This is a genomic window from Acinetobacter sp. 3657, from assembly GCF_031456775.1.
GTDB lineage: Bacteria > Pseudomonadota > Gammaproteobacteria > Pseudomonadales > Moraxellaceae > Acinetobacter.
The window spans coordinates 1-26,317 of the sequence record NZ_JAVDVH010000001.1 but is presented as its reverse complement, the minus strand read 5'-3'; the positions used below and the strand labels follow the sequence as shown (position 1 = coordinate 26,317).

Annotated in this window: 24 protein-coding genes; 3 read left to right on the top strand and 21 right to left on the bottom strand. The window is 40.3% G+C overall.

All coding sequences use genetic code 11. From position 1 onward, the window contains the following. Position 1 precedes the first annotated feature (1 nt). The 11 genes from J2Y37_RS00120 to J2Y37_RS00070 are packed head-to-tail and all read right to left on the bottom strand — an operon-like array spanning position 2 to position 8,932. Positions 2–793: an aspartate dehydrogenase gene (locus J2Y37_RS00120; protein ID WP_241323397.1), complete on the bottom strand. Its 792-nt coding sequence runs from the start codon at positions 791–793 to the stop codon at positions 2–4. 9 nt (positions 794–802) lie between these two features. Further along, positions 803–1,597 carry an SDR family oxidoreductase gene (locus tag J2Y37_RS00115; protein ID WP_349031415.1) on the bottom strand — a complete coding sequence of 265 codons (795 nt, stop codon included), beginning with the start codon at positions 1,595–1,597 and terminating at the stop codon, positions 803–805. Between the two features lie 22 nt (positions 1,598–1,619). Further along, positions 1,620–2,435, bottom strand: a complete 816-nt coding sequence (locus J2Y37_RS00110) for an alpha/beta hydrolase (protein WP_349031414.1) — start codon at positions 2,433–2,435, stop codon at positions 1,620–1,622. Positions 2,436–2,467: 32 nt separating this feature from the next. Then, positions 2,468–2,989 carry a cupin domain-containing protein gene (locus tag J2Y37_RS00105; RefSeq protein WP_349031413.1) on the bottom strand — a complete coding sequence of 174 codons (522 nt, stop codon included), beginning with the start codon at positions 2,987–2,989 and terminating at the stop codon, positions 2,468–2,470. A 23-nt stretch (positions 2,990–3,012) separates the two neighbouring features. Continuing rightward, positions 3,013–4,236 carry an MFS transporter gene (locus tag J2Y37_RS00100; RefSeq protein WP_349031412.1) on the bottom strand — a complete coding sequence of 408 codons (1,224 nt, stop codon included), beginning with the start codon at positions 4,234–4,236 and terminating at the stop codon, positions 3,013–3,015. A gap of 40 nt (positions 4,237–4,276) precedes the next feature. Continuing rightward, positions 4,277–5,488, bottom strand: coding sequence for an FAD-dependent oxidoreductase (locus J2Y37_RS00095; protein ID WP_349031411.1), 1,212 nt, complete (start codon positions 5,486–5,488; stop codon positions 4,277–4,279). Positions 5,489–5,515: 27 nt separating this feature from the next. Beyond that, positions 5,516–6,448 (bottom strand): VOC family protein, encoded by a 933-nt coding sequence (locus tag J2Y37_RS00090; RefSeq protein ID WP_349031410.1) that lies wholly within the window; start codon positions 6,446–6,448, stop codon positions 5,516–5,518. 11 nt (positions 6,449–6,459) lie between these two features. Further along, positions 6,460–7,224, bottom strand: a complete 765-nt coding sequence (locus tag J2Y37_RS00085) for an SDR family oxidoreductase (RefSeq protein ID WP_349031409.1) — start codon at positions 7,222–7,224, stop codon at positions 6,460–6,462. Then, positions 7,217–8,284 carry an aromatic ring-hydroxylating dioxygenase subunit alpha gene (locus tag J2Y37_RS00080; RefSeq protein WP_349031408.1) on the bottom strand — a complete coding sequence of 356 codons (1,068 nt, stop codon included), beginning with the start codon at positions 8,282–8,284 and terminating at the stop codon, positions 7,217–7,219. Before J2Y37_RS00080 ends, J2Y37_RS00085 begins: the two co-directional genes overlap by 8 nt. 17 nt (positions 8,285–8,301) lie before the next feature. After that, on the bottom strand, positions 8,302–8,601 hold the full coding sequence (locus J2Y37_RS00075; RefSeq protein WP_349031407.1) for a recombinase-like helix-turn-helix domain-containing protein: 300 nt from the start codon (positions 8,599–8,601) through the stop codon (positions 8,302–8,304). A gap of 25 nt (positions 8,602–8,626) precedes the next feature. After that, a complete protein-coding gene (locus J2Y37_RS00070; RefSeq protein ID WP_004671931.1) occupies positions 8,627–8,932 on the bottom strand; it encodes a non-heme iron oxygenase ferredoxin subunit in 306 nt (101 codons plus the stop codon). A gap of 265 nt (positions 8,933–9,197) precedes the next feature. On the opposite strand from J2Y37_RS00070, the gene J2Y37_RS00065 reads away from it, so the two are divergent. Then, positions 9,198–10,010, top strand: a complete 813-nt coding sequence (locus tag J2Y37_RS00065) for an IclR family transcriptional regulator (protein ID WP_241323405.1) — start codon at positions 9,198–9,200, stop codon at positions 10,008–10,010. A gap of 105 nt (positions 10,011–10,115) precedes the next feature. Here the strand turns inward: J2Y37_RS00065 and dhbA are convergent, their stop codons facing one another. From dhbA to basE, 9 genes are all read right to left on the bottom strand, one after another. Further along, positions 10,116–10,862 carry a 2,3-dihydro-2,3-dihydroxybenzoate dehydrogenase gene (gene dhbA, locus J2Y37_RS00060; protein WP_349031406.1) on the bottom strand — a complete coding sequence of 249 codons (747 nt, stop codon included), beginning with the start codon at positions 10,860–10,862 and terminating at the stop codon, positions 10,116–10,118. Between the two features lie 61 nt (positions 10,863–10,923). After that, the gene (locus J2Y37_RS00055) at positions 10,924–12,093 is read right to left on the bottom strand and encodes an isochorismate synthase (protein ID WP_349031405.1); all 1,170 of its coding nucleotides are present in this window, start codon (positions 12,091–12,093) and stop codon (positions 10,924–10,926) included. A gap of 127 nt (positions 12,094–12,220) precedes the next feature. Next, complete coding sequence (locus tag J2Y37_RS00050; RefSeq protein WP_349031404.1) at positions 12,221–12,979, bottom strand: 4'-phosphopantetheinyl transferase superfamily protein; 759 nt, start codon at positions 12,977–12,979, stop codon at positions 12,221–12,223. Between the two features lies 1 nt (position 12,980). Continuing rightward, entirely contained in the window at positions 12,981–13,715 is a 735-nt protein-coding gene (locus tag J2Y37_RS00045) for an alpha/beta fold hydrolase (protein ID WP_349031403.1), read from the bottom strand. A gap of 55 nt (positions 13,716–13,770) precedes the next feature. Further along, positions 13,771–15,363, bottom strand: a complete 1,593-nt coding sequence (locus J2Y37_RS00040) for an ABC transporter ATP-binding protein (RefSeq protein ID WP_349031402.1) — start codon at positions 15,361–15,363, stop codon at positions 13,771–13,773. After that, positions 15,360–16,970: an ABC transporter ATP-binding protein gene (locus J2Y37_RS00035; protein WP_349031401.1), complete on the bottom strand. Its 1,611-nt coding sequence runs from the start codon at positions 16,968–16,970 to the stop codon at positions 15,360–15,362. The genes J2Y37_RS00040 and J2Y37_RS00035 overlap by 4 nt, the downstream gene beginning before the upstream one ends. Positions 16,971–17,214: 244 nt before the next feature. Next, the gene (locus J2Y37_RS00030; RefSeq protein ID WP_349031400.1) at positions 17,215–18,366 is read right to left on the bottom strand and encodes a histidine decarboxylase; all 1,152 of its coding nucleotides are present in this window, start codon (positions 18,364–18,366) and stop codon (positions 17,215–17,217) included. A gap of 117 nt (positions 18,367–18,483) precedes the next feature. Then, positions 18,484–19,353, bottom strand: coding sequence for an isochorismatase family protein (locus J2Y37_RS00025; RefSeq protein ID WP_349031399.1), 870 nt, complete (start codon positions 19,351–19,353; stop codon positions 18,484–18,486). A gap of 18 nt (positions 19,354–19,371) precedes the next feature. Beyond that, the gene (basE, locus tag J2Y37_RS00020; RefSeq protein WP_349031398.1) at positions 19,372–21,000 is read right to left on the bottom strand and encodes a (2,3-dihydroxybenzoyl)adenylate synthase BasE; all 1,629 of its coding nucleotides are present in this window, start codon (positions 20,998–21,000) and stop codon (positions 19,372–19,374) included. A 172-nt stretch (positions 21,001–21,172) separates the two neighbouring features. On the opposite strand from basE, the gene J2Y37_RS00015 reads away from it, so the two are divergent. Together J2Y37_RS00015 and basC are read left to right on the top strand one after the other, a co-directional pair. Next, on the top strand, positions 21,173–24,139 hold the full coding sequence (locus J2Y37_RS00015) for a condensation domain-containing protein (RefSeq protein WP_349031397.1): 2,967 nt from the start codon (positions 21,173–21,175) through the stop codon (positions 24,137–24,139). Between the two features lie 35 nt (positions 24,140–24,174). After that, entirely contained in the window at positions 24,175–25,485 is a 1,311-nt protein-coding gene (basC, locus tag J2Y37_RS00010; RefSeq protein WP_241323415.1) for a putative histamine N-monooxygenase, read from the top strand. A 63-nt stretch (positions 25,486–25,548) separates the two neighbouring features. Here the strand turns inward: basC and J2Y37_RS00005 are convergent. Then, the coding region (locus J2Y37_RS00005; RefSeq protein ID WP_349031396.1) for a TonB-dependent receptor at positions 25,549–26,317 on the bottom strand (769 nt) is incomplete at its 5' end.

Genomic DNA, 26,317 nt, shown 5'->3' with positions numbered 1-26,317 from the left:
TTTAAATCTGAATCGCTTGAACACTATTGCGACACGCACGAATCACACTTAGTGCTGCCAAAGTCGAGGTTTTGGGATTGCTTGCCAATGGCACCCCCACCAACTCAATGGTCATTTCACCAAACAGCCCTTCTGCCACGATGGTGTGTTTATTCTTGTTCATCGTCGGATCAACTGTGAGCTCCACCATGGTTTCATCCATGCCCAAACCTGCCAGTGCAATAGTTGCCGCGACATTGGCATTGGCTGGAAACTTCAATGCCGCCTCTCTGGCTGTACCACGGAAAAAAACCGTTGCTTCACGAACCTGATCAAGATCAACCAATTGTTCGGCATAGCTTCCGCGCCAACTATTTGGGCTTTTACAGCCTTTGTAGGTAACCCTTTCTAAACCGCCTTCTTTCGCGGCAGAAATACCATCGATTCCAGCAATTGCACCTGCAAGCAGATGTAAGTGTGCATCATGTTGTTCCGCCGTATTTTTCAGTTGAATGAGAAAATCGTTATCAGCCAAAGTTCCAACAGAAATCAAACCGATGGTCCAACCCTTTGCGAGTACCTTCTGAGCATGCTCTTTCACAGCGGCTTGGCCAGCAACTTCAATCACATAATCAGGGTTGCCGTGACACTCATCAATTGAACTAATCACCTGAACATCGGGCGAGACTTGTGCCTGTACTTTTTCCACGCTCCGCACAGGTACCACAATCCATTTAAGTTGTAAGTCATGTGGCATATGTGCATACACTTCTGCTGCCATCGCGCCAAAACCGATCATCATCAACTGTTTCATGTGAGCACCTTATAAATGTTTATTAAATCCACCAGAGACATCTAATGTTGAACCTGTGGTATAGGATGCCAATGGCGAAGCCAAGAACACCAAAGCACGTGCAGGTTCTTCGGGTTTTCCTAAACGCTGCATCGGGATACCACGACTCTTTGCAATATTTCCCGTCCATTGTTCCCACGATAAATTTGGGTCTGATCGGGTTTCAAAACGGCGTTTCCACTGAGCCGACTCCACCATACCCAGTAAAATCGAGTTCACGCGAATACCATATTGGGTAAATTCATGTGCCAGTGAATGCGTTAAATTCAACAATGCTGCACGCGCAGATGAGGTTGCGATCATGTGCGGTTCAGGTTGCAGAGCTAACAATGAGTTCACATTGCTAATCGAGCCACAAGCTGATTGCTTTAAATCATTTAAAAATGCACGGATGGGATGCAATACACTGAAATACTTGAGTTCAATTTCTTTCATCCAATCTTCATCTTCGGTATTTTCAAAATTCGACACACGACCCTGACCAGCGTTATTGATCAACATATCAACATTGCCTAAATTTTGATTAACTTGTTGTGCGAATCGTTTTACATCTTCTTTGTCTAAAACATTGCAAATACTGGTGTAAATATTGGCATGCGGATATTTCTCTAAAATATAAAGTTTCGATGCTGCTAAACGCACTTCATCTCGACCACACCATGCGACCTTTGCACCCTCTGCAACTAAAATTTCCACAGCAGCCAAACCAATGCCTGACGAGCCACCTGTTACCACTGCTACTTTTCCTTCAACTTGGAAGCTCATATCCATATCTCTCGTTTAAATCTTAATTTGCCGATAAAACAATGTCGTTAAACTGTTCAGGTTGATCGACATAACTCAGATGACCTGCATCTGTGATGAGATGACATCGGCTCAATTGCATTTCTACAGTAAGTTCCTTGATCGCTTGCGCAGGGGTGATTTCATCCTTGTCACCTGCAATCACCACACAAGGAACGTTGATATTGGTTAAATAATTTCTGATTTCGTCATACGCCAGCAAGTACGATGCCCGCGTAAAACCGTCTAAAGTTAAATGGCTCATAACCTCGTTCACCAAAGCAAGTGCCTGAGGTTCTTGTTTATAGATTAAATGTGGTCCACGGCTCGTCGCCATGCCCGCATTGCCCAAGCTTTTCAGCATATTTGGGCGTTTTTGATAGACCTGTGCTTTGGTTTCATCATCTGCACGTTGGTAGCCTTGTGCCACATTGGCGATGATTAAGGTTTGCACACGTTCAGGATAAAGATGAGCAAAGGCACTGGCCTGTAGCGCACCAAGCGAATGCCCTACCACAATGGCTTTTTGAATCGCTAAAGCGTCCATTAAACCCAATACACGTTGTGCATAATCTGCGGCATTGGGCTGTTCAGTATTTAAGCCAGTTGATATGCCATAACCCGGTGCATCCCAAGCAATGACATGAAAATGATGACTGAGCACATCGAGCTGATTCACCCAAGAGGCTGAACCTGAGCTAATCCCATGCAATAAAATCAGTGGTTGTCCTTGACCTGCTTCACGGTAGGCTTGCACTTGACCATTGACCTCAATAGTTTTCACTGGGTATTTGGCTAATGTGTCGATCAAAGTCATCATTTCATTCCTTTTTTTACAGTTAATCGAGTCGATTAACGCTTGATTTGAGACAATGGATGCTCAGGTGGATAGTTAGGAATGGTTGGTTTCCCAGCACCTAACATCACACACATCAAGGCATCTTCTTGACCAGGATTAAACAGACCACGATAAATCCCTGGTGGAATTGAAATCAGATCACGCTCTTTCAGCTTGGTTTGAAACTTCTCACCGTTATGCTCAATGAACAGATCAATCTCGCCACGCAACATGAAAAACACTTCTTCAACGTCGTGATGAATATGCAATGGGCCTTCACACTGTGCAGGTAGTACCATGGTTGAAAAAGTGAAGTTTTCTGCTGGTACGGTGTTGCCATCATTGACCACACCTGTTGCCCCAGTTCCCATATAACGCATTTGAGCACGACGATATTTCGGGTCATAATCTGCTTGGAACTTCAACGCATCAAAGTCATATTTACGTGTTTCAAAACGAGCAATACGTGTGTTTAACCAATCATCTAAACTAGTGCCTTCAGGCTGTTTCCATGATTCAAATTGTTGAGTATTCATGTTTTAACTCCTAGATCTTTTGATTAATAACGTTTCAATAAAGGAAGCAAGAAGAACGATCCAAGAACGGCAACTGCTGCCAAGAAGGTAATTCCTAAATTAAAACTATGTGTTTGCATTACGATGTAACCAATCAGAACAGGTGCAATTGCACTGGCAAAATTACCCATTCCATTGAAAATCCCACCCGCAGTTGCACCGACGTCAGCCGTAGTTACACGAGCGAGCAAAGCGAATACAGATGCCACACCAAAACCCCAAGCCATCGCACTGAAAGACATCGCAGCAATCACCAAGATTGGATCAGTCATCAGTACCATCACGTACATGAAAATACCTGCGACCAATAAACCACCAAAAACTTGGATTGCACGGCGACCTGTCTTATCAGAAAGGAATGCACCGACGATTTCACCAATCAACATGGCAATGAATGGCAAGCTTGAATACATTCCAAACTCTTTAAGGTTGAAACCTTTGTCTTGGATTAAATAAGAAGGCACCCAACTGTTTAATCCCCACAAATACGTCATCAATGCGATATTGAAGATACAGACCAACCAAAATGAACGGTTCTGTAATAAAACTTTGGTGTTCTGAATATGACCTTTGAAGTTGACGCGCTTGCTGGTGGATTGCAGCTCAATGGTTTTCTTAAGCTTTAAATCACGTAAACCAATGATGATCGCAAACAAAGCAACAAGTGTTAGAGCGGCCATCACAAAGAATGTGGTATGCCAATCGTATTTTGCTAATACCGCAGCAGTGATCGGAAAACCGAGGAAAGCACCAATCGGTGTTCCCAACAAAAACATGGTCGAAGCACGTGCTTGCTGACGATCGGTATAGGTTTGTTTCACAATGGTATAAGCCAAAGCGAATAAAGGGCCTTCAGCCAAACCGAGCAAAATACGTAAGAACAACATCCCTGCATAACTGGTGGTAAAGCCCATGCACAACATAAGCACACCCCAAGATGCGACACTCCAAAACAGCATTTTCTTTGGGTCAAAAATATCGCCAAGGAAACTGAGGAATACAGATGAAAAACCGTAAGCCAGCAAGAAACTGGTCATTAACCATCCGAGTTTGGCTTTGTTCTCAGCAATCTCCATTGCACCTTGGAAATGTGGATCCGCAAACAAAACCGCAATACTGATTTTGTCGAAAAAAGCGAGAACAACACATACCATCAGAACGAAAGCTGGAACCCAATGCTTCCATCCACTTTTCACTTCATTACTCATACTTCATTCCTTCGATTGAGTCATGAACCGGATTTAATGTTTATGGTTTTAATTTCATGACATTAAATTCAGGGTCTGCTAATAATTTTGGGTCTAAAATGGTATTGGACTGCATCCAACGTTTAGCCAATTTGACCAGTTTTGAATCATTGATTGCGATCATATTGATTAAGCAATTTTGATCGTCTAAATAAAGATAACTACATTGATCATCCGTACTTTTACGTACCACGATCTGCTTGGTTCTTTCAGGCTGATAAGTCCCTAAAATTTGAATATTGAAGTGATATTGATCGGACCAAAGCCAAGGAATATCAGCATATTCAGTATCCATACCTAACATCGACTTCGCTGCTGCGATCGCTTGATTCTGAGCATTTGCCCAAGACTGAATGCAATATCCAAGCATTGGATGAGTTGCAACATCGCCTGCGGCATAAATATCTTGATCGGAGGTTTGCCCAAAACAATTCACCACGATGCCATCTTTGACCTCCAAGCCTGCATTGACACCCAGTTCTTTGGCAATATCTGCACCAGCGCCAACCACCACACAATCAAATAATTCACTTACATTTGGATGATTCACCACTTCAACTTTCTGATGACCTGCTTCAATCAAATGCAAATTTTTACTATTCAAATGAATCTGAGTGCCTTGTTGTTCATGCATCTGTTTCAAGAAATCAGATACATCAGGGCTGACGCTACGAGCACAGAGACGATCGCCATATTCAAAAATATGGACCTCTTTGCCTTGTTTTCGTGCCGTTGCTGCAATTTCAAGACCAATCCAACCACCACCAATTACCGCTAGTTTTTGCGCATGCAGTAAGATTTCAGCAAGACGCTCACAATCTTGCACATTACGTAAAGTCACTACATTCGGAATAAACTGCCATGTATTGACTGGAATACGGGCACGACTTCCTGTTGCGATCAACAACTTGTCATAAGGTAAAATCTGACCACTTTCTAAGACCACATGTTTTTGCTGACGATCAACTTGGGTCGCCACAGCAGGCTTATGCCACTGAATGTTAAATTCTTGCACTTGCTCTGGAGAAAACAGATGCAAACTTTCATAACTGGCTTCTTTTGATAGCACCTGTTTAGAAAGTGGTGGACGCTCGTAAAAAACTTGGTCTTCATTGGATATCACATGAATCTCACCTGAGTATCCATTTTGACGTAGCGTGCTTACCGCCCAACCTGCTGCCTGCCCTGCACCCACGATTACGATTCTTTCCATAGCTTGATCTCCCTGCCCGATTAAGTCTTATGCAGGTTTGACTTGACGACGGGTATGATCATCAAGACCGCCTTCAATCGCCCATTCAGTGAATAGTTCTAAACAATGTTCTTCAACCCGTGGTTGCCATTCTTCAGTCAAATAATCATCATTGGTGTAATACTCAAATGCACCGCCTAATGGCGAGTTGACATACCAAAAGTAAGCTGAAGAAATCGGGTGACGCCCTGGACCGATAAAAGTCGACCATTCAGAACGATTCATATTTAATCCACCACCAATCACTTCATGAATATCACGGACCACAAAGGCAACATGGTTTAGACCTGCGGGTTTATTGGGTACTGAAAGCAAGAACAAATCATGATGATAACCCTTGCCTCGGCAGCGTAAAAATGCACCACGATTGCGATATGCATCAGATAAGTAGAAACCCAGTTTTTCAATATAGAACTTTTCGGTTTTTTCCAAATCTGGGGTGAAGAACACCACATGTCCAATAGCAACAGGCTGCCCTTTTTCATACACAGGACTCGCTGCATTAATACGATTTACAGTTCCGTATTGATTAATCCCTTCTGTTCTTAGCGCAGGTATTTCATGGGTAAAGCTTTTTTGAAAGCGAATGGTCATTCCATTGGGATCAGTACATTGCACGGCTTCTGCTGTTGTCTGAAAACCATCGACCTCTTTCAATCGAACAGCTAAATCAGACAAATCTTCTTCAGGTTGATCAACGCCCCATGTCACTTCGCGTAAGGTTGATCCTGACTCGATTGCTGGAGGTAAACGTGTATCATCACAATCAAACAAATAAATCTTGCTGCCGTTTTGGGTTTGATAAAGATCAGCACCTTCGATATCCGAACTACTTTGCGTTAAACCAAAGTCTGCCAAAAATTTATTCGAAGCAGCTCTGTCCTCAACGCCAAACTTTAAAATCTCAATCCCTGTAATCATGAGACAACTCCTTAATTAAAGACAAAACCGCCATTTACGGGAATATTCTGTCCCGTCACAAACGAGGACAAATCCGATAATAAATACAAGGCTGTTCCGTTTAAATCCTGCGGTAACTGCTGTCGTTGAATGGCACGACCATTGACGTATAAATCATGACGCTCTTGTGGCACATATTCGGTGGCTTCTACCAAAGTTAGTCCCGGTGAAAGCGTATTAATACAAATATTGAACTGCCCCAATTCTCTCGCCATTGAACGAGTCATCGCCAATAAAGCACCTTTACTTGCCACATAGGCCATCAGATTTGGGGCGCCCCAGAGTGCTGTATCCGATGCCACATTAATGACTTTTCCAGCCTCAGACTCTTTGAGATAAGGCACACAAGCCTTTGTCACCAACCAAGTGCCTTTGACATTGATACTCATCACCCGATCCCAAAGATCAGCGTCATAATCCATCATGCTTTTGCCACCAACATTGGTTGCAAGTGCAGCACAATTCACCAGGCCATCTATTCCACCTACATATTCAACGGTGTGCTGAACAGCTTGTTCAATCGAATCTTCATTCGCCAAGTCAATCGTGACAGCTTCTACGTTTAAACCCTGTGCCTGCAAAGTGGCTGCTTCTGTCTGCACAAGATCGGTTAGGATATCTGCCATGACCACGTGAGCGCCTGCTTCTGCAATTGCTTGCGCAAAATCTCGCCCCAAGCCTCTTGCCGCACCAGTGACAAGGACTTTTTTACCTTGTAACAATGCGACATTAACCATGCGCTTCTTCCTGCATTTCAATACGGTTTGAGTTATTCAACGCTGCAATTTTCTTTAATTGCTTTTCTGCTTCTTTCTTCATCAAACGGCGTAAGCGTGATAAACCGACATCGTGTTGATAAAGAAATTCTTGTTGACGTGCATTCGGAGCAAGGTTCTCTAAAATAATGCGATCTTGTTCCAATACATCCCAATGCAATTTTTCTAAATGATTACGGTAGAGGAAACGCCACACATTGCGCTGCCAGCCACTGACTTTACGACAACGCCAGAAGAACACACGGGTATTATTGGCATCAATCGGTGTTGCATAACCCACGATCCAAAACTCACCACCCGGTCCGAAATCTTTACGATAAGGGATCGAAAGACGCAACCAACTCGCCCCTGTATTGGCATACTCAACCCAGTCAAAATTGACACCAATCTGACCTTCTTTTTCAAAAACAAAACCATGCTCAGTAGAACGATGTTTCATTTCCGCGGTGCGATCACCTTCTGCCATTGAGTGCGACGTGCAATGCAGATAACTACCATGCATTGGGTCCATCACATTATCGATCGCATATTGATGATTGACTTTCCAATCGGCTTGGCAAAGGAATGAACTCCATTCTTCGCTTGCTAGTTGTTCAGGAAACTCAAGTGCTTTAGGTTCTTCATTTGGGTCGATCCCAAACCACATAAAAATCGCACCGTGCGCTTCAATTACTGGATAGCTTTTTATACATTTTGTGCCTTTCATTGGGCAGTCATGTACAGCGGGTACATCTTCAACCACACCATCGTGGCGAACTTCCACACCGTGATACCAGCAAGCAACGCGATTGCCCAAGTTCCAACCGAGTGAAAGGCGTGCGCCACGATGCGGGCAACGATCTTCTAAGGCATGGACTTGACCTTGGTCATCACGCCAAACCACAATATTTTCACCTAAACGAGTGATCCCCACTGGATTTGCTGCAACTTCCCAACTTGCAAGCACTGGATGCCATTGATCACGTAAACCTAAATCTAAATACTCTTCGACACTTGGCATGGCTAATACTGCTGCGTTCATCACTATTCTTCCTTGAATCAATAACCTAAACGTTGCATTTCTTCTGAGAATGATTCAGAAGTCCAAAGTTCACCAGACTCACAACGAAAACCTTGTTGGTTTAAAGACTGAATCAAATCTGCAAGTTCGGTTACACCTGATGAAAATGCGCTGATTAAGTGCTGAACAAAGTCTTGCTCATAAACCGTTGGTTCTTTATAACGCGTTTGCCAAACCAAAAGCTCTGGCTGTCCCGGTATTTGAATATTGTTAATCCCTGCTTCTGTCGCTGGCGTGGCATGAATCCAGTTCGCGAGCTTCTCATTAAATGTTTTCATGAGATTCCATCCTTATAAATATGACTTATAGTTGAATTTGAACGTCCTGCCCTTCAACACGTACGGGATAAGTACACAAATTTCGGCATCCCGGACCACTTTTCAATTCACCTGTTTGAATATCAAAAATTGCTTCATGCAATGGGCATTCCACGGTTTGATCTTCAATAAAGCCTTCTGTTAATAAGGCGTAGGCGTGTGGGCATACATTTTCAATAGCGAAGTAATTTTCATCGATGAAAAATACCCCAATTTTTTTACCGTCGACTTCTATGGCTTTTGGCTCGTCTTCGGTGATGTCGTCTTGCTGACAAACTGAGATCCAACTCATCCTTGCATCCTCATTTGTTTTGTATATAAAACATAATTTGATATAACAAACTTTAATTAAGAATACCCCTATGCTCATTTTTTTGTCAAACTATATATATTGTTATTATTCATATACTTGATATTTATTACACATTATTTTACGTTTTACTTGTGAAATTAGGTTTTATATATAAAACTATCTTCCACATCAATTTTGCAGTTACAATAGAAACATTAAGAAAATGAAATTTGCTAATTAGCGTTTTTACAGGAAAATTAAGTCGATGAATTCAAGTGTTGAAACAGACTCTCAAGAATCTGATCTAATAAAAAATGATGACCGTTATTTAGTACCCGGCTTGGTACGTGGTCTGGCAATTTTGCAAGCTTTTAATCAGCAAACTCAAGAAATGACCATCACGGAAATTGCTGAAATTTTAGACGTAAACCGTTCTAGCGCTTTCCGTCTGATCTACACCTTAGAATCCTGTGGTTTCCTCAGAAAAGCATCACAAAAAACCTATGCTTTAGATTCAAAAGTGATGGAACTCGGTTTCAATAGCCTATCCAAACAATCTTTATTGGATCTAGCCACCCCTTTAATGAAAGAGCTGCGCGATCAAACCAAACTTGCGGTACATTTATCTATTTTGGAAGGTACACATATTGTCTTTATCAATAATGTGCAATCGAATGGAACATTTAGCAGCAATATTGGTTTAGGTACACGTTGGCCCGCCCATGCAACAGTCATCGGGCAAATGTTATTGGCAGACTTAGCAGAAACAGAGATTCGTGATCGCTATAAAAGTTTTAATCAATGGGAAACCTTTTCAGAACTGACGCCGAAAAATCTTAAAGAACTGCTTCAACGCCTCAGCTTTGTAAAAACACAACGATCGATGGTGAGTTGGGGGCATTACAATCACGATATGGCCGCCTGTGCTGTGCCCATTTTTAAACAATCCACAGGTAAAGTTACAGCCGTATTGTCTGTCAGTTGCCCGCTCGGTACGTATGAAGAGGATTATTTTAGAAATGAAATTGCAGATGCAGTCCTTGAAAGCGCAGATAAAATTTCTAAGTTTATTTATTAATACAATACAGAGTTATATCAGTTGTCATTTTTCTACAACATCAACAAAAATCTCTCAACCATCGATAAGATAGTTGAGAGATTCAATTGAAAACCTACTATAAAATCAACCGCCCAATGTTGCTCCACCATCAACAACTAAATCATGCATCGTAATATGGGATGATTGCTCACCAATGAAAAACATGACTGCATTGGCAATATCACTTACTTTCGCAATTTTCTTTAACGGTATCCCCACCTTAAACTGCGCAAGATTACCTAGAATTGTATTCTGTTCACCCTGAGCATTTTCCCATAATTGATATTGCATAGCCGTCGCTGTTGAACCTGGGGAGATAATATTAACGCGGACACCATACTGAGCCAGTTCAAGCGCCACTGTTTTGGTGAAATATGTGAGTGCAGATTTTGATGCACCGTATGCAGACATACTCATGCGGGGTACTTTTGTTGAATTAGATGAAATGATGACCACATTTCCCGTCATTTTCTTTTTAAAATATGGACTTAAATGGCGAAAAAAATGAAATGGTGAAAATAGATTGACCTCAAATGTTTCTCTCCATTGTGCAAACGAAATTTCATCATGTTCACCCAAATGTAAAACCCCAGCGACATGGATAAAATAGTCAGGAGGACTCTCTAATAATAATGTACGACAGAGTTTAGCGATTTGCTGTTCATCACGTATATCACAAACATGTATCATTTCCTTAAAATGCTCAGGGACTTGATCTTTTGCTTTATCTATACCGACCACCTGTATATTTTCAGCATATAAACGCTGCATGACTTCCAGTCCAATTCCTTGGTTTACTCCAACCACCCATGCAATCTTTTTCTCAGTCATATTCACAATCAAATTCTCATTATAAATTTTATATCCAGTGTGTACTGATCAGAACTCATCATTAAACAGCACTGTTCGCATTAAAAATATTTAACATCGTTTGCATTTTTGCTTCGGTTTCAAACCATTCTTCTTCAGCATCAGATCCCTTAACAATTCCTGCACCTGCATAGACGCGCATTTTATTTTCACTGAGCAAACCACAACGAATAGTGACAACCCACTCTCCATTACCATCTGCATCCATCCACCCCACTAAACCAGTGTAATAATGCCGATCATAACCTTCATGATCTAAGATAAATTGCTTAGCCACATCTGTGGGTGAACCGCATACTGCGGGTGTCGGATGCAACTCCAATGCAAGATTGAGTGCATTGGGTGCTTGTCTTTTGAGAACACCTTGGAACTCAGATGATAAATGCAACATAGTTGAGGTTTCTAAGATATCGGGAAATTCAGAAACTTTAAGCTCAACACAGTAACTCACTAGATTTTTAAGTATGTTTTCGACCACAATTCGATGCTCATTCTGATCTTTTTCCGAATGATGTAATTCTTGTTTACTGCACAAATCTTTTTCTGAAATATTGGATTTAGGTCTGGATCCTGCCAAAGGGTTACTACTTACAATGCGATCCTGTTTCGATAAAAGTAATTCTGGGCTGGCACCTAAAATATAATGATTATGCTCTACGGGAATCACAAAATTATAGGCATTTGGATTTTGTTTTAATAATGCACTTAACAAATTTTCAGGTTTTTGTTGATGATCAAATTCATACTCAACAGCTTGAGAAAGAACTACTTTTTCAACTTTTTTTGCCTCAAAAGCATTTAGAGCGAGCTGCACTGCTCCTTCAAACTTTTGACGTTGAATTAATAGTGATTTATTTATGACTTCAACTTGATCACGATCTCGCAACGGATGAAAATTCGATGTTTTTTGTGGTTTTTTTTGATAATCAGCGTAAAAATTTAGGCTACTTTTCTTTGTAATATCAAAAGGGATTGCACCGATCAGAATCGGATTGCGACTACCCTGTCTTTTCATCTCATCAAAACACTTGGCAATTTCATCATTAAACAATGTGATATTTGCAGCAGGTGTATTGATTGTCTTAACAAAGTCATTCACCGTTAAATGATAATTTTTCGTAGAAAAACATGAAAATTTATGTTGATCGTTATGTTCTAAGTTTTGCTCTGCGGATGTTTTAGTTTGCATCATGTTTAAGTTGCCTCTCGCATTGATTTTTTCAAGCGGATTTAGTGTTGCTTCTTCTAAATATAGGAAATGTATAAGTGCGTAAACACATTAATACAAATGATTATCATTATCAATAATGCGTAGTGTTTTAAATGCAAGAAATTGTAATTATCTCGTTATCTGTATCGAAAAAATGAACTTTGGTTACGATGATATTCTTCAGTGATGAAACGGGATGAATACGAAAATAAATAAAATCATCTACTATCCCATCAAAACTAATTAATTTAAAATCAATGACTTGATTATATTTAATATAAAAGGCTTTGATTACACTCTCTTTTGCAGAAAATACCAGCAAATATAAATCAGGTTTTTTAAAGCCTATATTTGCAAGAGCTGCTTGCTCATATTTACTCAGAAAAACATGGTAAATTTCATCATTCTGTTGAAAAAAACTTTGGCACTTTTTCGATTCTATGTCGATACCAAACGTCTTATCAGCACAATTATGATTTTGAGCATATGCAATAGCACAACATAAACGCTGAGTACTGACATGACTAATACTTCCAATAACAGCGTCAGGCCATATTGGTTCACCTTGGTGACCTTGATGAATGACACAATCCTGCAAATTCAGATCATGCAAGGCACATTTCGCAGCCAGACGTCCCGTAAAAAACTCTAACTGTCGAATTAACCCTGCATTCTTTATATTAGGAGGAAAAAAGATATTAAAATGCTGATAGAGGTCATCAAGCTGAGCTAGCGTTGTTAATTGTTCAACTTGAATATTATGAATTTCTAATCCGCAGCGCGTTATTTTTTCATGTTGGATATTGAAATGATCCAAGGATTGTATGGACTGTGTATTCCAATCTGTTGTCTCAGAAATGGCGCGCATATCAAGCAACATTCAACGTCAGTTTTTCTACTGTTTGTGAAATTTTTTTAAGCATTTTTATTCGTGTCTCGGGATCTAAGAAATAAAAATGATCTCCGTCCAACTCAACACTACCTAACCAATTGTCTGTGTGTTGCTGCCATGCATCCATCATTATTTTGTTTGGAATATCAGGATCATCTTTACCATAAAATGCGATGACAGGAACTTTTGTTTTACTCAGTTTTTCACCCAACAATTGACTACTTAGATAAAAATCATTACGAATAATTCTGAGGAAAAAAGTCAATGCCTCAATATTATTTAGGATTTCATCGGGGAAATTATTATATCTCTTTAATTCATTTATAATTTCTTTATCCGTCAACGCATGTTTATAACGCATATGTTGGATATAACTATGTTCTGGACGACTACTAATTGCAATCAATTTCAACTGATCAATCACTGGTTTTTCATTCAGATAATTGAGTACTTTCCAGATCAAACCACCTCCCACACTATGTCCAAATAAAATAAACGCGGTTTCGGGGTAAGCTTGTATTTCATTGGCAATTTGCATCGCCAATAGATCAGGATCATCAAGCAAGGGTTCATTTATTTTTAGCCCATGACCCGAATACTCAATAGGAATAATACGAATATTGTCAGATATCTGCTTCTTCCATGGATGATAAATACTCGCACTACTCCCTGCTGGCGGTAAACAGAACATATTATATTGATCTTTATTCATTTTAATGATCCTACAACCCCTAAGCGTTGCAAAAGACTCAGGGGCTGAACAATAATTAAGTCAGGTCGGTTAAAGTGAGGGTTTCGGTTGGTTGCCAAATCGTTGCATCACGATGGGTAACGAAAATAACGGTAGAAGACAGACCACAGATTTCGGCAACAATTGCTTGCTCAGTCGTTTCATCTAAAGCAGAGGTCGCTTCATCTAGTATTAAAATTGGCGCATCTTTGAGTAATGCACGGGCAATCGCAACACGTTGACGCTCTCCTCCTGACAATGCTGCACCGTGTTGTCCGACTGATTGATTGATCCCTTCTGAACTACGGTCAATAACCGTGCCCAATTCCACCCTTCTAGCGACAGTTTCTACTTCTTCTAGGCTGGCGCCAGGTTTTCCCAACCTGATATTTTCCGCGAGGCTTCCCGTGAATAGAATCGGCTCTTGAGTGACATAAGCAATGTTTGCGACCAAATCTTCATCATTCATTTGATCTAAAGATATTCCACCAAAAGTAATTTTTCCTTTTTGTGGATCATCGAACCGCATCAACAATTCTAATAATGAACTTTTACCACTCCCACTTGGTCCTGTTACCCATACTCTACTACCGAATGGAATATCAAAAGTAATATGTTTAAGTGCAGGCGCATAACTGATGCTTTTTATCGAAATATCAAAACCAACAGGAGTTTGAGCTTGCAATGGCTTAGCTAACTCTGGTGGATGTGTGATCTGATTAAAGTTTCGTAAGGACGAAAGCAAATCGTTGATATGCAAACCTGCCACGGCGAGTTCAGCTAAAGGGGCTGACGCACGTCCGATCAATACCAGCAGTGCCAGCACTAGCGCAGCATTATGACTACCTGTTAGTACGAGAAAGATTGCCATCCCAGCAATAGGTAAAACACTTGCAAAGGTTGCAACAAAATTTGCAAATGCTGCAGCACGATTAATACGAAATAATGTCTCTTCTTGTTCTTGCCAACGATGCTCAATTCGTTGAACCGCACCGACTGGACCTGCTGCTGTTCGCAATAACTCAATATGATCCACCAACTCTAAAGTTGCTTGCGAAGCAGCTAGATCAACACGATTACGTTTTTCATCGGTACGCATCAGTGAACGTTGCGCAAGGAATTGTGCCAATAACGAGAGCAAAACCAAAACCAAAGCAACCAGTGCAGTTCGTAACCCCGCAAGTAATGCGATTCCAACCAATAAGAACAACGGCATAAATGGCGCATGTAAAAATGTTTGCAGTTGATGTGCAGGAACGCTCATAAATCCAGGTATTCCCTGACCTGCCATCGCCGCAACTTGAGTTCGCTGTTCATTGCTAAACCAAGAAAGTTTGGCACGAGCTAAAGATCGACCCAATTCTTCAAATAAATCTCCAGCCAAACGAACACCAGTAAGAAAACCTGTACGAGTAACCATCACTGTCACCAAAATAGCGACAATTGCACTGATCACAACGCCTATAGGAGACCAGTGATACACCATAGCAAATGCAAGTACGGTATAAGCAATTGCTTCAATTGCTGCAACAAAAACCCATCCCATTCCAACAGCAATTAATTTATGTCTGGCAGCAGGTGGGAGCTTTGAAAAAATCTGCTCATGGTTTAATTTAGCTACAGTATTCATAGAGTTCTCCCTGCATCATTGATTGCATCGAGCACTAACCTACTGTCTACACCAGCAGCCAAAGCTAAATCATGTGTGACAATGACAATCGTTTTATTTTGGTTTTTAGCGAGATCATTTAATTCAAGCATTAACCTCTCAGTATTGGCATCATCCAGTGCACTTGTTGGTTCATCTAATAAAATAACCGACGCTGATGATAAAAATGCACGAGCAATGCCGACGCGCTGTTTCTCACCACCTGAAAGCAAACTTGCATCTGCATCCAAATCTACTTTTAATTGAGCCTTGAACAACGCCTGCTCAAGCTGTTCATCAGTTGCATCAACTACAGATAAGACCAAATTTTGTCTGACTGTTGTTGCTAATACATCGCCACCTTGAGGGATAAATAAAATCTTTTGATGTCGCAACGTTTCATGTAATTCAGATAAATCCGTTTCTGCAATTCGGACAACACCTTTTTCTAATACCGCTAAACCAGTAAGTGCTCTAAGAAGTGTTGTTTTTCCAACACCACTAGGTCCTGTAATTGCCGTGATTGATTGAGGTGGAAATGAATAACTCATTTGATCAAACACTGATTGACCATCAATAACGAAGCTTGCCTCTACAATTTCAAGAGGGGCATAGCCTTCAAGCTGTTGTATATGTCCCGATGGGAGCGTTGGTTCTTTTAAAAATAGAGCTAAACGAGTAGCCGCTGCTCGTCCAGCAGCCACATAATCCAGTCCATGCCCTAAGCGCAACGAAGGTGTCACGATCGCTAGACTAAAAAAAAGTGTTGCAGCCAATGTCATGCTGTCATATTGATAAGCCACAAGATAAGCAATTGCAAAAGTTGCAACGGCCTGTAATAAGGCGGTTGCGACAGCAGCAAGTGTTGCCACTTTGCTTACCCAAGAAACCATATTCTGAGTAAAATGTTGTGCAGACTGGGTATAGGCGGTTAAAGCACCAGACTGTTGACCATAGATTCGATTATCCCGTATACCACGCGCATAATTATCAGCAGCGGCGATAATATCGAGCATGACTTGCATCCGCGCAGCACCATCCCGTTTGGAGACATGTGGTACGACGATCAAATAATACAGGGAAGCTATAGCACCGGGTAACAACACCCAAAGTGCCATTGGACCAACCAATAGCAACAGCAAAACAATTGAAGTCACAGGAATCACAACAAAAATCGCAATTTCTGAAGGTAAATGCGCCACCATATGATGTAAGGTCGCAATATCATCTGAAACTAAACGCTTTAATTTTTGATCACCTTGCTTAGCAAGTGTCGTCGCAGGTAAACGAGTAAGATGATGAACCACTTGACGGCGTAAACGGGCTGAAAATCCAGCTTCAGCATCGTGTACTAGCCATGAAGAAAGTGCTGCGAATACAGCGCCAACACCCCAAAACGTAACAGAAAAGATGACCCAATAAGCAGACAAATTACCAATGAGTTGCACCATTCCCCATAGTGCAGTTAGCATCGCTAAACCTGAAAGCACAGCAATTAAAGTTCCGATCAATAATTTAGGAAATGCAGGTTTCAGTGCGGGGGCTAAAGATGGCTCTGTCATCACCTGAGATAACTTTAAATCACACATATTCAGCTCGCTTTATACTGAATAAAATAACTGCATTCTGAATGAGCTTGTCGTCGCCCCCATCCTTATGCTGTCCTATTTTCATACTGAATAATAAAGATATTAAAACGTCATTGAATAACTGTTTTTTTAGAATATTTAATTGCATAAGTTATTTCCTAGCGGTGATATCCACGCATTATTAGATGATTGGCTCTAGCTCAAAATAAAGATTGATTCGATGAGACCGTATTCGTAGAGACGCTTAAAAACCAACAGTACGTTTCGATGCACCTTGTAGATCAAAAATGACGTCGTCGATTAAGCGATCAATCTGTTGAGTGTCACGATGGTGTGCTGTGGTAATTAAATGAGCTACATTTCCAGAAGTCGCCAGATAATGCTTCTTCCATACGCGCTCTGAAGGACATGGGAAAACCACAGTAATTGAATTGGGATTTCGCCAAGCTGGGATGCCAACAGCTCGGAAGCGATCAACTGCATACTGTGCCATTTTCAAGCAATGTTGAACTCTTTGCCGTCTCTGTAAAAATGTTTGGCTTCGGATTGCAGCCCACATAAGTAAAACCGTGTGCCCATTACGCGAACCACTAATCGTTTGATCACGAGTGGAGATATAGTCAACATCTACTGCAATACGTCCTACATTTTGACGTTTTGCCACGACGATGCCGCAAGGGATAGGTGAACCAATCATTTTATGACCAGACACACAAATCGAGTCGACTCCATCAGCAAAAGAAAATGCCTGAGGATGATCAACAAAAGGTAAAATCATGCCACTGAGTGCAGCATCAGCATGAATATAATAATCTTGCCGCAAAAATCCAATTTGCTCTAATCGCGTTTGAATCATTTCAATATCATCGATAGCACCTGTCATGGTTGTTCCAATATTGGCAAAAATAATGGGGTGCTTTTCTTTTGAGATTTGGATTTTGTTGATCAAATCATCATAATTCATTTCACCATTATCTAATGACTCGATCACACAAGATTTCATTTGCAATAATTTAGCAATTTTCAAAACTGAATAATGCGTATCTTTTGAATAGTACAATGTAGCGTCTGGGAATAATTCACGTGCCAGATAGCACCCAAACATATTACCCTCAGTTCCCCCATTGGTTACATATCCCCAGCTTTCTTCAAATGGAATTTGAAAAAACTCAGCAAAATAGCGCATAACATCCTTTTCAAAGTCAAAGGAATTTAGGGCATAGTTACTGTCATCTTTCCAATCACCACAATTATTAATAGAGAATTTGAAAAAACGAAATAATGAGGAATAATCGAAATCTGCAGACTCAGGATAGCCAATATTAAAATATTGATGCTTCAAACAATAAGTCCAAAAGTTTTCTATTCGGTCTTGATCAGCAGGCGATAAAATCATTTTTTGCTCCGTTGCTATGACGATTACAAGTCGTCTAAGGAGTCGCTATCAAAGATGTAAATTTTGTATATAAAATTAGCGACTAGGATTTGCCTCGTACCACATAAATCCAATCATTTATCCCGCAATCCTTTGCCTTGCATCAACCAGTGACCACCAATTTGATAAAGTGGGTGTGCGTCCTAATTCTTCGAAACTAATAGTGATTCCCTGCGCTTTGAGTTCCGAAGAAAACTGCATAATACGTAATGAGTCCAACCCATAAAGAATCAGATTTTCTTCTGGATCTAATTCATCTTCTTCAATGAGCTGCTGGACTTTTTGCTCTAACCAAGGTCGTGTTATGCCTGTTGCCACCTGCCCCACTACAGATTCGGTATCCATGACTTGACCACAACGTGAAGATACATATTGCAATGCCAAACGGTGTTCTTCTTCTGAAAAGTCGGCAACTCCATCTCCGACTAAAAATGGCTGTATATCACTCATGAAAGCTTCAACAGCTGTGATCATGCAACCAATATGCGCATAAACACCACCAATAATGAGCTGATCACGATTCCAATGTTGCATTCGTTCAAGCAAGTCTGAGCGTTTAAAAGCACTGTAACGCCACTTGGTTAAGACAATATCTTGTTGATCTGGAGAAAGTTGATCAATAATTTTCTGCTGATCAATTGTAGAGGCTGGTAAACCAGGCCCCCACATTGCATTCAGTAATGCGCGATCTTCAGCGGGTTGCTCATAAGGCTGTGCGGTGTAAACAACTGGAATATTGTGCTGATGTGCCCAATTTTTTAATCGAACCAGATTATCAATCACTGTTTTAATTAACTCACTTTCAGCATCATAAAAATTCAAAAAGTAACGTTGCATGTCATGAATTAATAAAACCGCTCTAGCAGGATCTAATTGCCAATCTGTTTTGTTATTTGGATAACTCTCTGGTTGAGGCATGAGATAGGTCGAAATTTTTGAAATAGCCATATGCTGCTCAATATTTATTTAAGATGTTATAGATGTATTTAAAATTGTACGAAGTTGTTTTTTATCCACCTTACCTACGGCGGTAAGTGGCAAACTTTCAATGAATTGAATCTGGTCTGGAAGCTTATATTGTGCAATACCCAGCTCCATGAGATGACGCCTAAGCATGACAGCTTTGAGTTCAGGAGCACGAGAAACGATGAATGCACAGCTCTTTTCACCAAATTTCTCATCGCTGATTGCGACCAGTGCTGCATGAACAACATCGGGATGTAAAAGCATCAATTCTTCTACTTCTTCTGATGCAATCTTTTCACCACCGCGATTGATCTGGTCTTTAATCCGCCCTACTACACGCAAATTACCATCAGGAGTACGTTGAACAAGATCACCTGAGTAGTAATATCCGTCTTGATCGAACACCTGCCGATTGTGCTCAGGACTTTGATAATAACCACAAAAAGTATAAGGTCCACGAGTTGCAAGCATGCCAACCTCTCCCTCTGGAACTTCCCTATACTGATCATCAACAATTTTGATTTCATCATCAGGACTGATTGGACGTCCTTGCGTGGTGAAAACTTGTTCATCTGTATCATCTAATCGGGTGTAATTAACCAAGCCCTCTGCCATTCCGAAAACTTGTTGTAATTGACAGCCCAAAACCTTAGGCACTTGACGTGCTAAAGATTCTGGAAAACTTGCACCACCAACCTGAAGCAAAGCCAAAGATTGGATTTGAGACTGATACTGAGGTGCTTTTTCCAACCACATAATGACAGCACTAGGGACTAAAGATGCCATATTGACTTGATGTTGTTGGATCAGTGCAAAGCAATTTAACGGTTCAGGATTAGGTGCCATCACAACACATCCTCCTGCATGTAAAACACCCAATGCACCTGGTGAACTCAACATAAAATTATGGGGTGCAGGCAGTGCACACAGTAACCGAGTAGCTGGGCTTAAACTACATATCTCAGCACTGGCTCTCACACTATAATCATAGTCATTATGTGTACGTGGAATCAGTTTCGGTGTTCCTGTGCTTCCACCTGATAGTTGAAAAAATGCAACCTCATCCGCAGCCGTAGGCGCAATATCCACAACGCTTGTCGCTGCGGTTTCAATCCATTCAATCAAGCTAAAATCAGTCGGGTGATGATTAAGCATGAGAACGATCTCAGGCGCTAAACAATGCTCATGAAGTGCATCAATAAAATGATTATTACGAAAAACTTCGTGCTGCCGTGAACCAATTAAAAGCTTGGGTTGAATTTGCCTAACAAATGCATTCAACTCATATTGCCGATGACTATATAATGCATTTAGTGGTACAACACCAACCTTAAGCAATGCAAAAAAGACAATATAAAATTCAGCCACATTAGGAAGCTGTACCAAAGCGGTATCACCTTTACCCAAGCCATTTTCAGCCAATCGCGAAGCCAAATTGCTTGATAGCTGATCCAATTCAGCATAACTAAACTGTCGTTCACCACAAATCACCGCAGGCGAATGTGGATGCAACTTAGCACCTACCGTCAAAATTCGCGTTAAAGGTTGGTCGATCCAGTAACCTTTGTTTCGATAACGCTGCGCCCTCTCCTTGGACCAGTAAACAAATTCAATCATCTGATTTTTCATATCATTCTAAATATTCAAAACTGGTTTAATGGTTATCAAGCTATTGATTTTGTATACATTTCAATTTTTCTTAATTACTAAAATATAGTTCTAATCTATATCGCAGTAAAAGAAATACATTGAGACAAAACAAACGATCTGTTTTCTGCATGTAATTAAAAATGACTATCAAATGCAACTGGTAATCATTTTCATTTGTTTGTATGATGCTAAAACAAGATTAATTTGTCAACCGAGTTATCGTTCAATGTGTGAATTAACTTCGATGCAAGCTGCCTGCTGGTTTGGGCGGTCTACTAGTACTGATTTAGGTGGGGTTTCAGCCCATCTTTATGCTGAATTTGATGGTCAAATCATCGATCTACAAAAATTAAATTTAGCCATTCAAAGGCTTTATCAAGAACACGACCTGCTACGGTTAAATTTAAGTGTCGATGGCATCCCAAACATTATGTCTGAGACTCCACATGCGATATTAGAAGTCGAAGATTTTTCGATGCTAAGCGAAAATAAACTTGAGCAAGCGCTGTTGCAAAAACGTGAGCAATGGACACATCAAAAACTAGATTTAAGTAATGGTCAAACCGCAAGGTTTTCTATCAGTGTATTGAAGAATGAGCATTTTCGTTTTCATATTGATACCGATATGATCGCAATTGATCCATCAAGTTTTCGTCGGCTGATGGAGGATCTATCGTTATTCTATGAAGATTCAGACATATCATACGTTCCACCTCCGAACTTTTTTGAATGGCATCACCAAACACGTACAGATCCCGATCTTAAAAAATTAAACCAACGTGATCGGTTATGGTGGAAACAGCGCTTACCCAATATGACTCCTGCGCCATCACTACCTATCACTCATGAAAAATTAGAAACAGCAAAAAGTTATCGTTTAAGTACATGGTTACAGCCTGAGATCCGCAAAGCGTTACAACAACTAGCACAAAAACAGCACATTACGATCTCTAGTCTAATATTAGGGTTATTTGCATATACGCTTGGCAATGCGACCCAAGATCAAGCGTTTAGATTAAACATTCCAACCTTCTGGCGTGAGCCTATTTTAAAAAATATCGAGCGGAGTATTGGTGATTTTGCTAATTTGGTAATCCTTGATGTTCACATGGAGCAAGCAGATAGTTTAGCAACACTGTGTAAACAAATAGCAAATCAAATGCTCGATTTACTCGAACACTCGCATTATCCAGGTGTCAACATCCTACGTGATTTATCACGTTATCATGGACGTGCTGAACTTGCGCCAGTGGTATTTACAGCAGCACTCGATTTAGCAGATAGTGATTTACTTTCTGAACGTGTACATCGGGTTTTCGGTGAAATGAATTGGGTCATTTCACAGGGTCCACAAGTTGCACTTGATGCTCAAGTCGTCAATCTCAATGGCGGTATTTTAGTCAACTGGGATATCCGTTTGGATCACTTACCCAAAACATGGATTAGCAGTTTATTTGAATCTTTCAGTGATTTACTTAGAAAACTTGCAGCTGATCCTGAACAGCTTCATATCCCAATCACCGCATCAAAACAGCACCCAAAAACACATATAACATCGGTAAAACCACTAAATGCCTTACAACAAGCGTATTTATTAGGTCGTACACAAACACTTCCGCTAGGGGGTGTCGCTATGCAAGAGTTTCGTCAATATCATGGCAGCATGGATATTGTTTTATTAAGACAACGTTTAATCGAAATGGTACGGCGACATGAAAGCCTACGCACGCATATTGATAAAAATAAATTAACTCAATATCTAAGTGACCAAATTACAGTTAATCTAAAAGAAGTAGATCTACGAGCGTTATCGCTAGAACTCGCTTTTGATCAAATAGAATCTTATAAACATCAATATACACATGATCTCTTCGACTTAAACCAATCACCATGGAATATCACGGTCTTTTTATTAGAAAATAATCTATTAACGATTTTTGTTCGCTTTGATGCATTGATTTTAGATGGTCGATCTATTGCGACACTGATGTTAGAACTATTTGATGGTCAACAATATGATATTGAAACACAAACGCTAGAACATGAAATAGTCCATAACTCGTCTAAACAGCAATCTGATTTAAGATATTGGGAAGAAAAATTTTCCAAATTGACTGATATCCCACAACTTCCGTGGACGACCGCATTACAACAATTGATAACATCGCGTTACCAACGTAAAAAGCTAATCATTGCAAAAGATCAATTTAAAAAATTGTCTAAAATTGGAGCCAAACATTCACTGTTTAAAAACTCAGTCATTATGTCTGTCATTTTACAAGTGTTGTCTCATTGGAGTACTAATCGGGCATTATGTGTTGCTATTCCTACCTTACCTTTATATACGGGGCCATTTGTAAATAGCTCCACATTTATTGCTGTGGAATGGAAATATACAACGCAATTTGTTCAACAAGCCAATCAATTACAAACAGAAATATTAGCGGGTTTACAGCACCTCTCATTTTCTGGTGTTGATCTCGCTCGACTCCTATTTGAAAAAACAGATAAAGTCCCTGTATTACCTATCGTCATTACCAATGGTTTATCTTGGTCAGTACTGCCAGAGTCACATGCTATTCAACTACAGGACGGGCTTACTCAAACACCCCAAGTTGCAATCGATATCCGTTTTAGCACAGGAAATGATGGGGCTTTGGTCTTCGATATTGATTATGCCGAAGATGCACTTTCAGCAGAGATGATTGATGACTTTTTACATATGCTTCAATCCGCTATCTACCAAATCATCGACTCAAACATTTTTACATTTGATTTGACTGAGTTTGTTACTGCGCTTCAAAGCAACAGGCAATATTTCAAGAACAATGTCGCTCAATATCAATATAGATCACTTCAGAATAGTACGGTAAAGACAACTAAACAGCGTTATCAACTATTGCAAATCTATTTAGAGGCATTGGGTCAATCTAAAAATGACATAACCGATGATTCGATAAATTTCACTCATTTAGGACTTCGTCCACAGCATCTAAAGATCATTTCAAAGCGCATTCGTGAAACTTACGCGATTCAGCTTTCACCTGCCCAACTTATTCATTGTCGAAACATTTCAGATGTAGAAAAACTTCTCGTATCCCATTCACCCGTATTTTGAACATTAAACTTAGTGGAATTATATAAAGTATACTCATGAAAAATATAGATATTGCTGGAATTGGTATTGGACCATTCAATTTAGGATTAGCGGCTCTACTTTCACACCACCCTGAGATAAAAAGTATATTTTTGGAGCGTAAGCCAGAGTTCCGTTGGCATGAAGGATTACTTTTACAAGGTACCACCTTACAGGTTCCTTTTTTTGCTGATCTGGTCACCATGGCTAACCCTTGCCATCCATTAGGTTATATTAATTACTTACATCAACATGATCGTTTACATCAGTTTTATTATTACGACAGTTTTTTAATTCCTCGACGTGAATATGATCATTATTGTCGTTGGGCTTCAAAACAATTACCAGCTTGTCGATTTGGAGAAAACGTCACTGATGTTGAATATGACTCAAAGCTCGATAAATTTATTATAGAAAGTGAATCAGCCTCAGGCGAAAAACAAAAATATATCAGTCAAGATTTAGCGATTGGTATTGGGACTAAGCCTCGAATTCCTCAATGGCTAGAAAAATGTAAACACCCTTTGGTAAAACATTCCGCAGAGTTTGCACAAATTCAGGAACAGCTTAAACAGTGCAAGCAAGTCACAATCATAGGTTCTGGCCAAAGTGCGGCAGAATGTGTACTTGCGCTATTTAATGCACTGACTCCAGAACAGGTCGAGGCAGGTGCATCTATTCGATGGGTGACACGCTCAGCAGGTTTTCATCCGATGGAGTATTCCAAACTTGGACAAGAGTGTTTTACACCAGCATATATGCAATATTTCCAAAGCCTACCTAGAGCAAAACGTCGTGACATAGCAGCCAGTCAAGGGCTTATCTATAAAGGGATTAGTTTCTCGACCATCGGGGAAATCTATGATGTTCTCTATGAACGCTCCGTCGGCGGGGGGAAATCTGGACTAAGCTTATATTCAAGCTGTGAAGTTGAATCAATCGAACAACTTGAATCAGGTTCTCTTCATCTAACCTGTCTACATACACAACTGAATCAACAGTGTAGTTTTGAAACTGATGCACTGGTTGCAGCGACAGGCTATGTCCATGATTGGCCTGAATGGTTTGAAAATATGAAAGGTTCTGTTTTAGCTGTTGATGAACAACAAGATTGTATTGTTCAAGAAGACTTTACAGCTTCACGCTGTGATCAAGGACAAGGGCGAATTTTCATTCAAAATGCTGAGATTTTTCAACAAGGTGTTGGCTCACCTGATCTAGGGATCGGTGCAACACGAAATTCAGTGATTATTAATCAGTTACTGGGACGTAATGCTTATCGAATTCCTAAACAGTCTTCTTTCCAGCACTATGGTTTACCAAAATAAAATATGAATATCATAAAAAACCCGCGATTGCGGGTTTTTTATTCGTTTGAAGATTACAACAAATTAAAAGTCATATGATACAGATAGCATATACGTTCTTGGTGCGCCTAAAGCCAAATTCGATAGTTTAGGCATTCCCCAATAGGCTTTATTGGTCAAGTTATTGATGTCTGCTCTAAAAGTAACAGGATGATTTGAGATTGATGTTTTATATCGTGTACCGACATCTATCAACGTGCGACCAGGAATATGCAATGTATTATCTTGATTGATATACTGTTTTGAAACTGCCGTTGCGTTACCAGATAAAGTTAAAACACCTTGTGCAACTTCGCTATCCCATTCAACACCCAATTTCCCTTGTGTTTTAGGAACACCTAAGGCCATATTTCCTTCATTGCTTTGGATTGCTGTTTTAGTCACTTCAGGTTCGATATAAGATGCACCACCCATCAAACGTACATTTTCAATTGGCGAACCAAAGAAGCTCCACTCAACCCCTCGATTACGTTGCTCTCCCCCAGATGTGTATACATTAGTCACTAAATCAGTATAAGCACTTGGTTTTTTGATTTCAAACAGTGACAAAGTATGCGCAAAAGTACCTTGATCAAACTTCACACCAAGTTCTGTTTGCTTCGTTTTGTAAGGGGCAAATATCGTTGGATAGTTTGCCGCAGTAAGGGGAGCTGCATCACCTTTGGTTAAGCCCTCGATATAGTTTGCATAAACCGAAACTTTATCTGTCGCTTTAAATAGAATTGCGGCTCCTGGTGTCGTTGCATTCTTTTTATATTTAGTCGATGTCGATGTGGGGACAAATGATTTACTG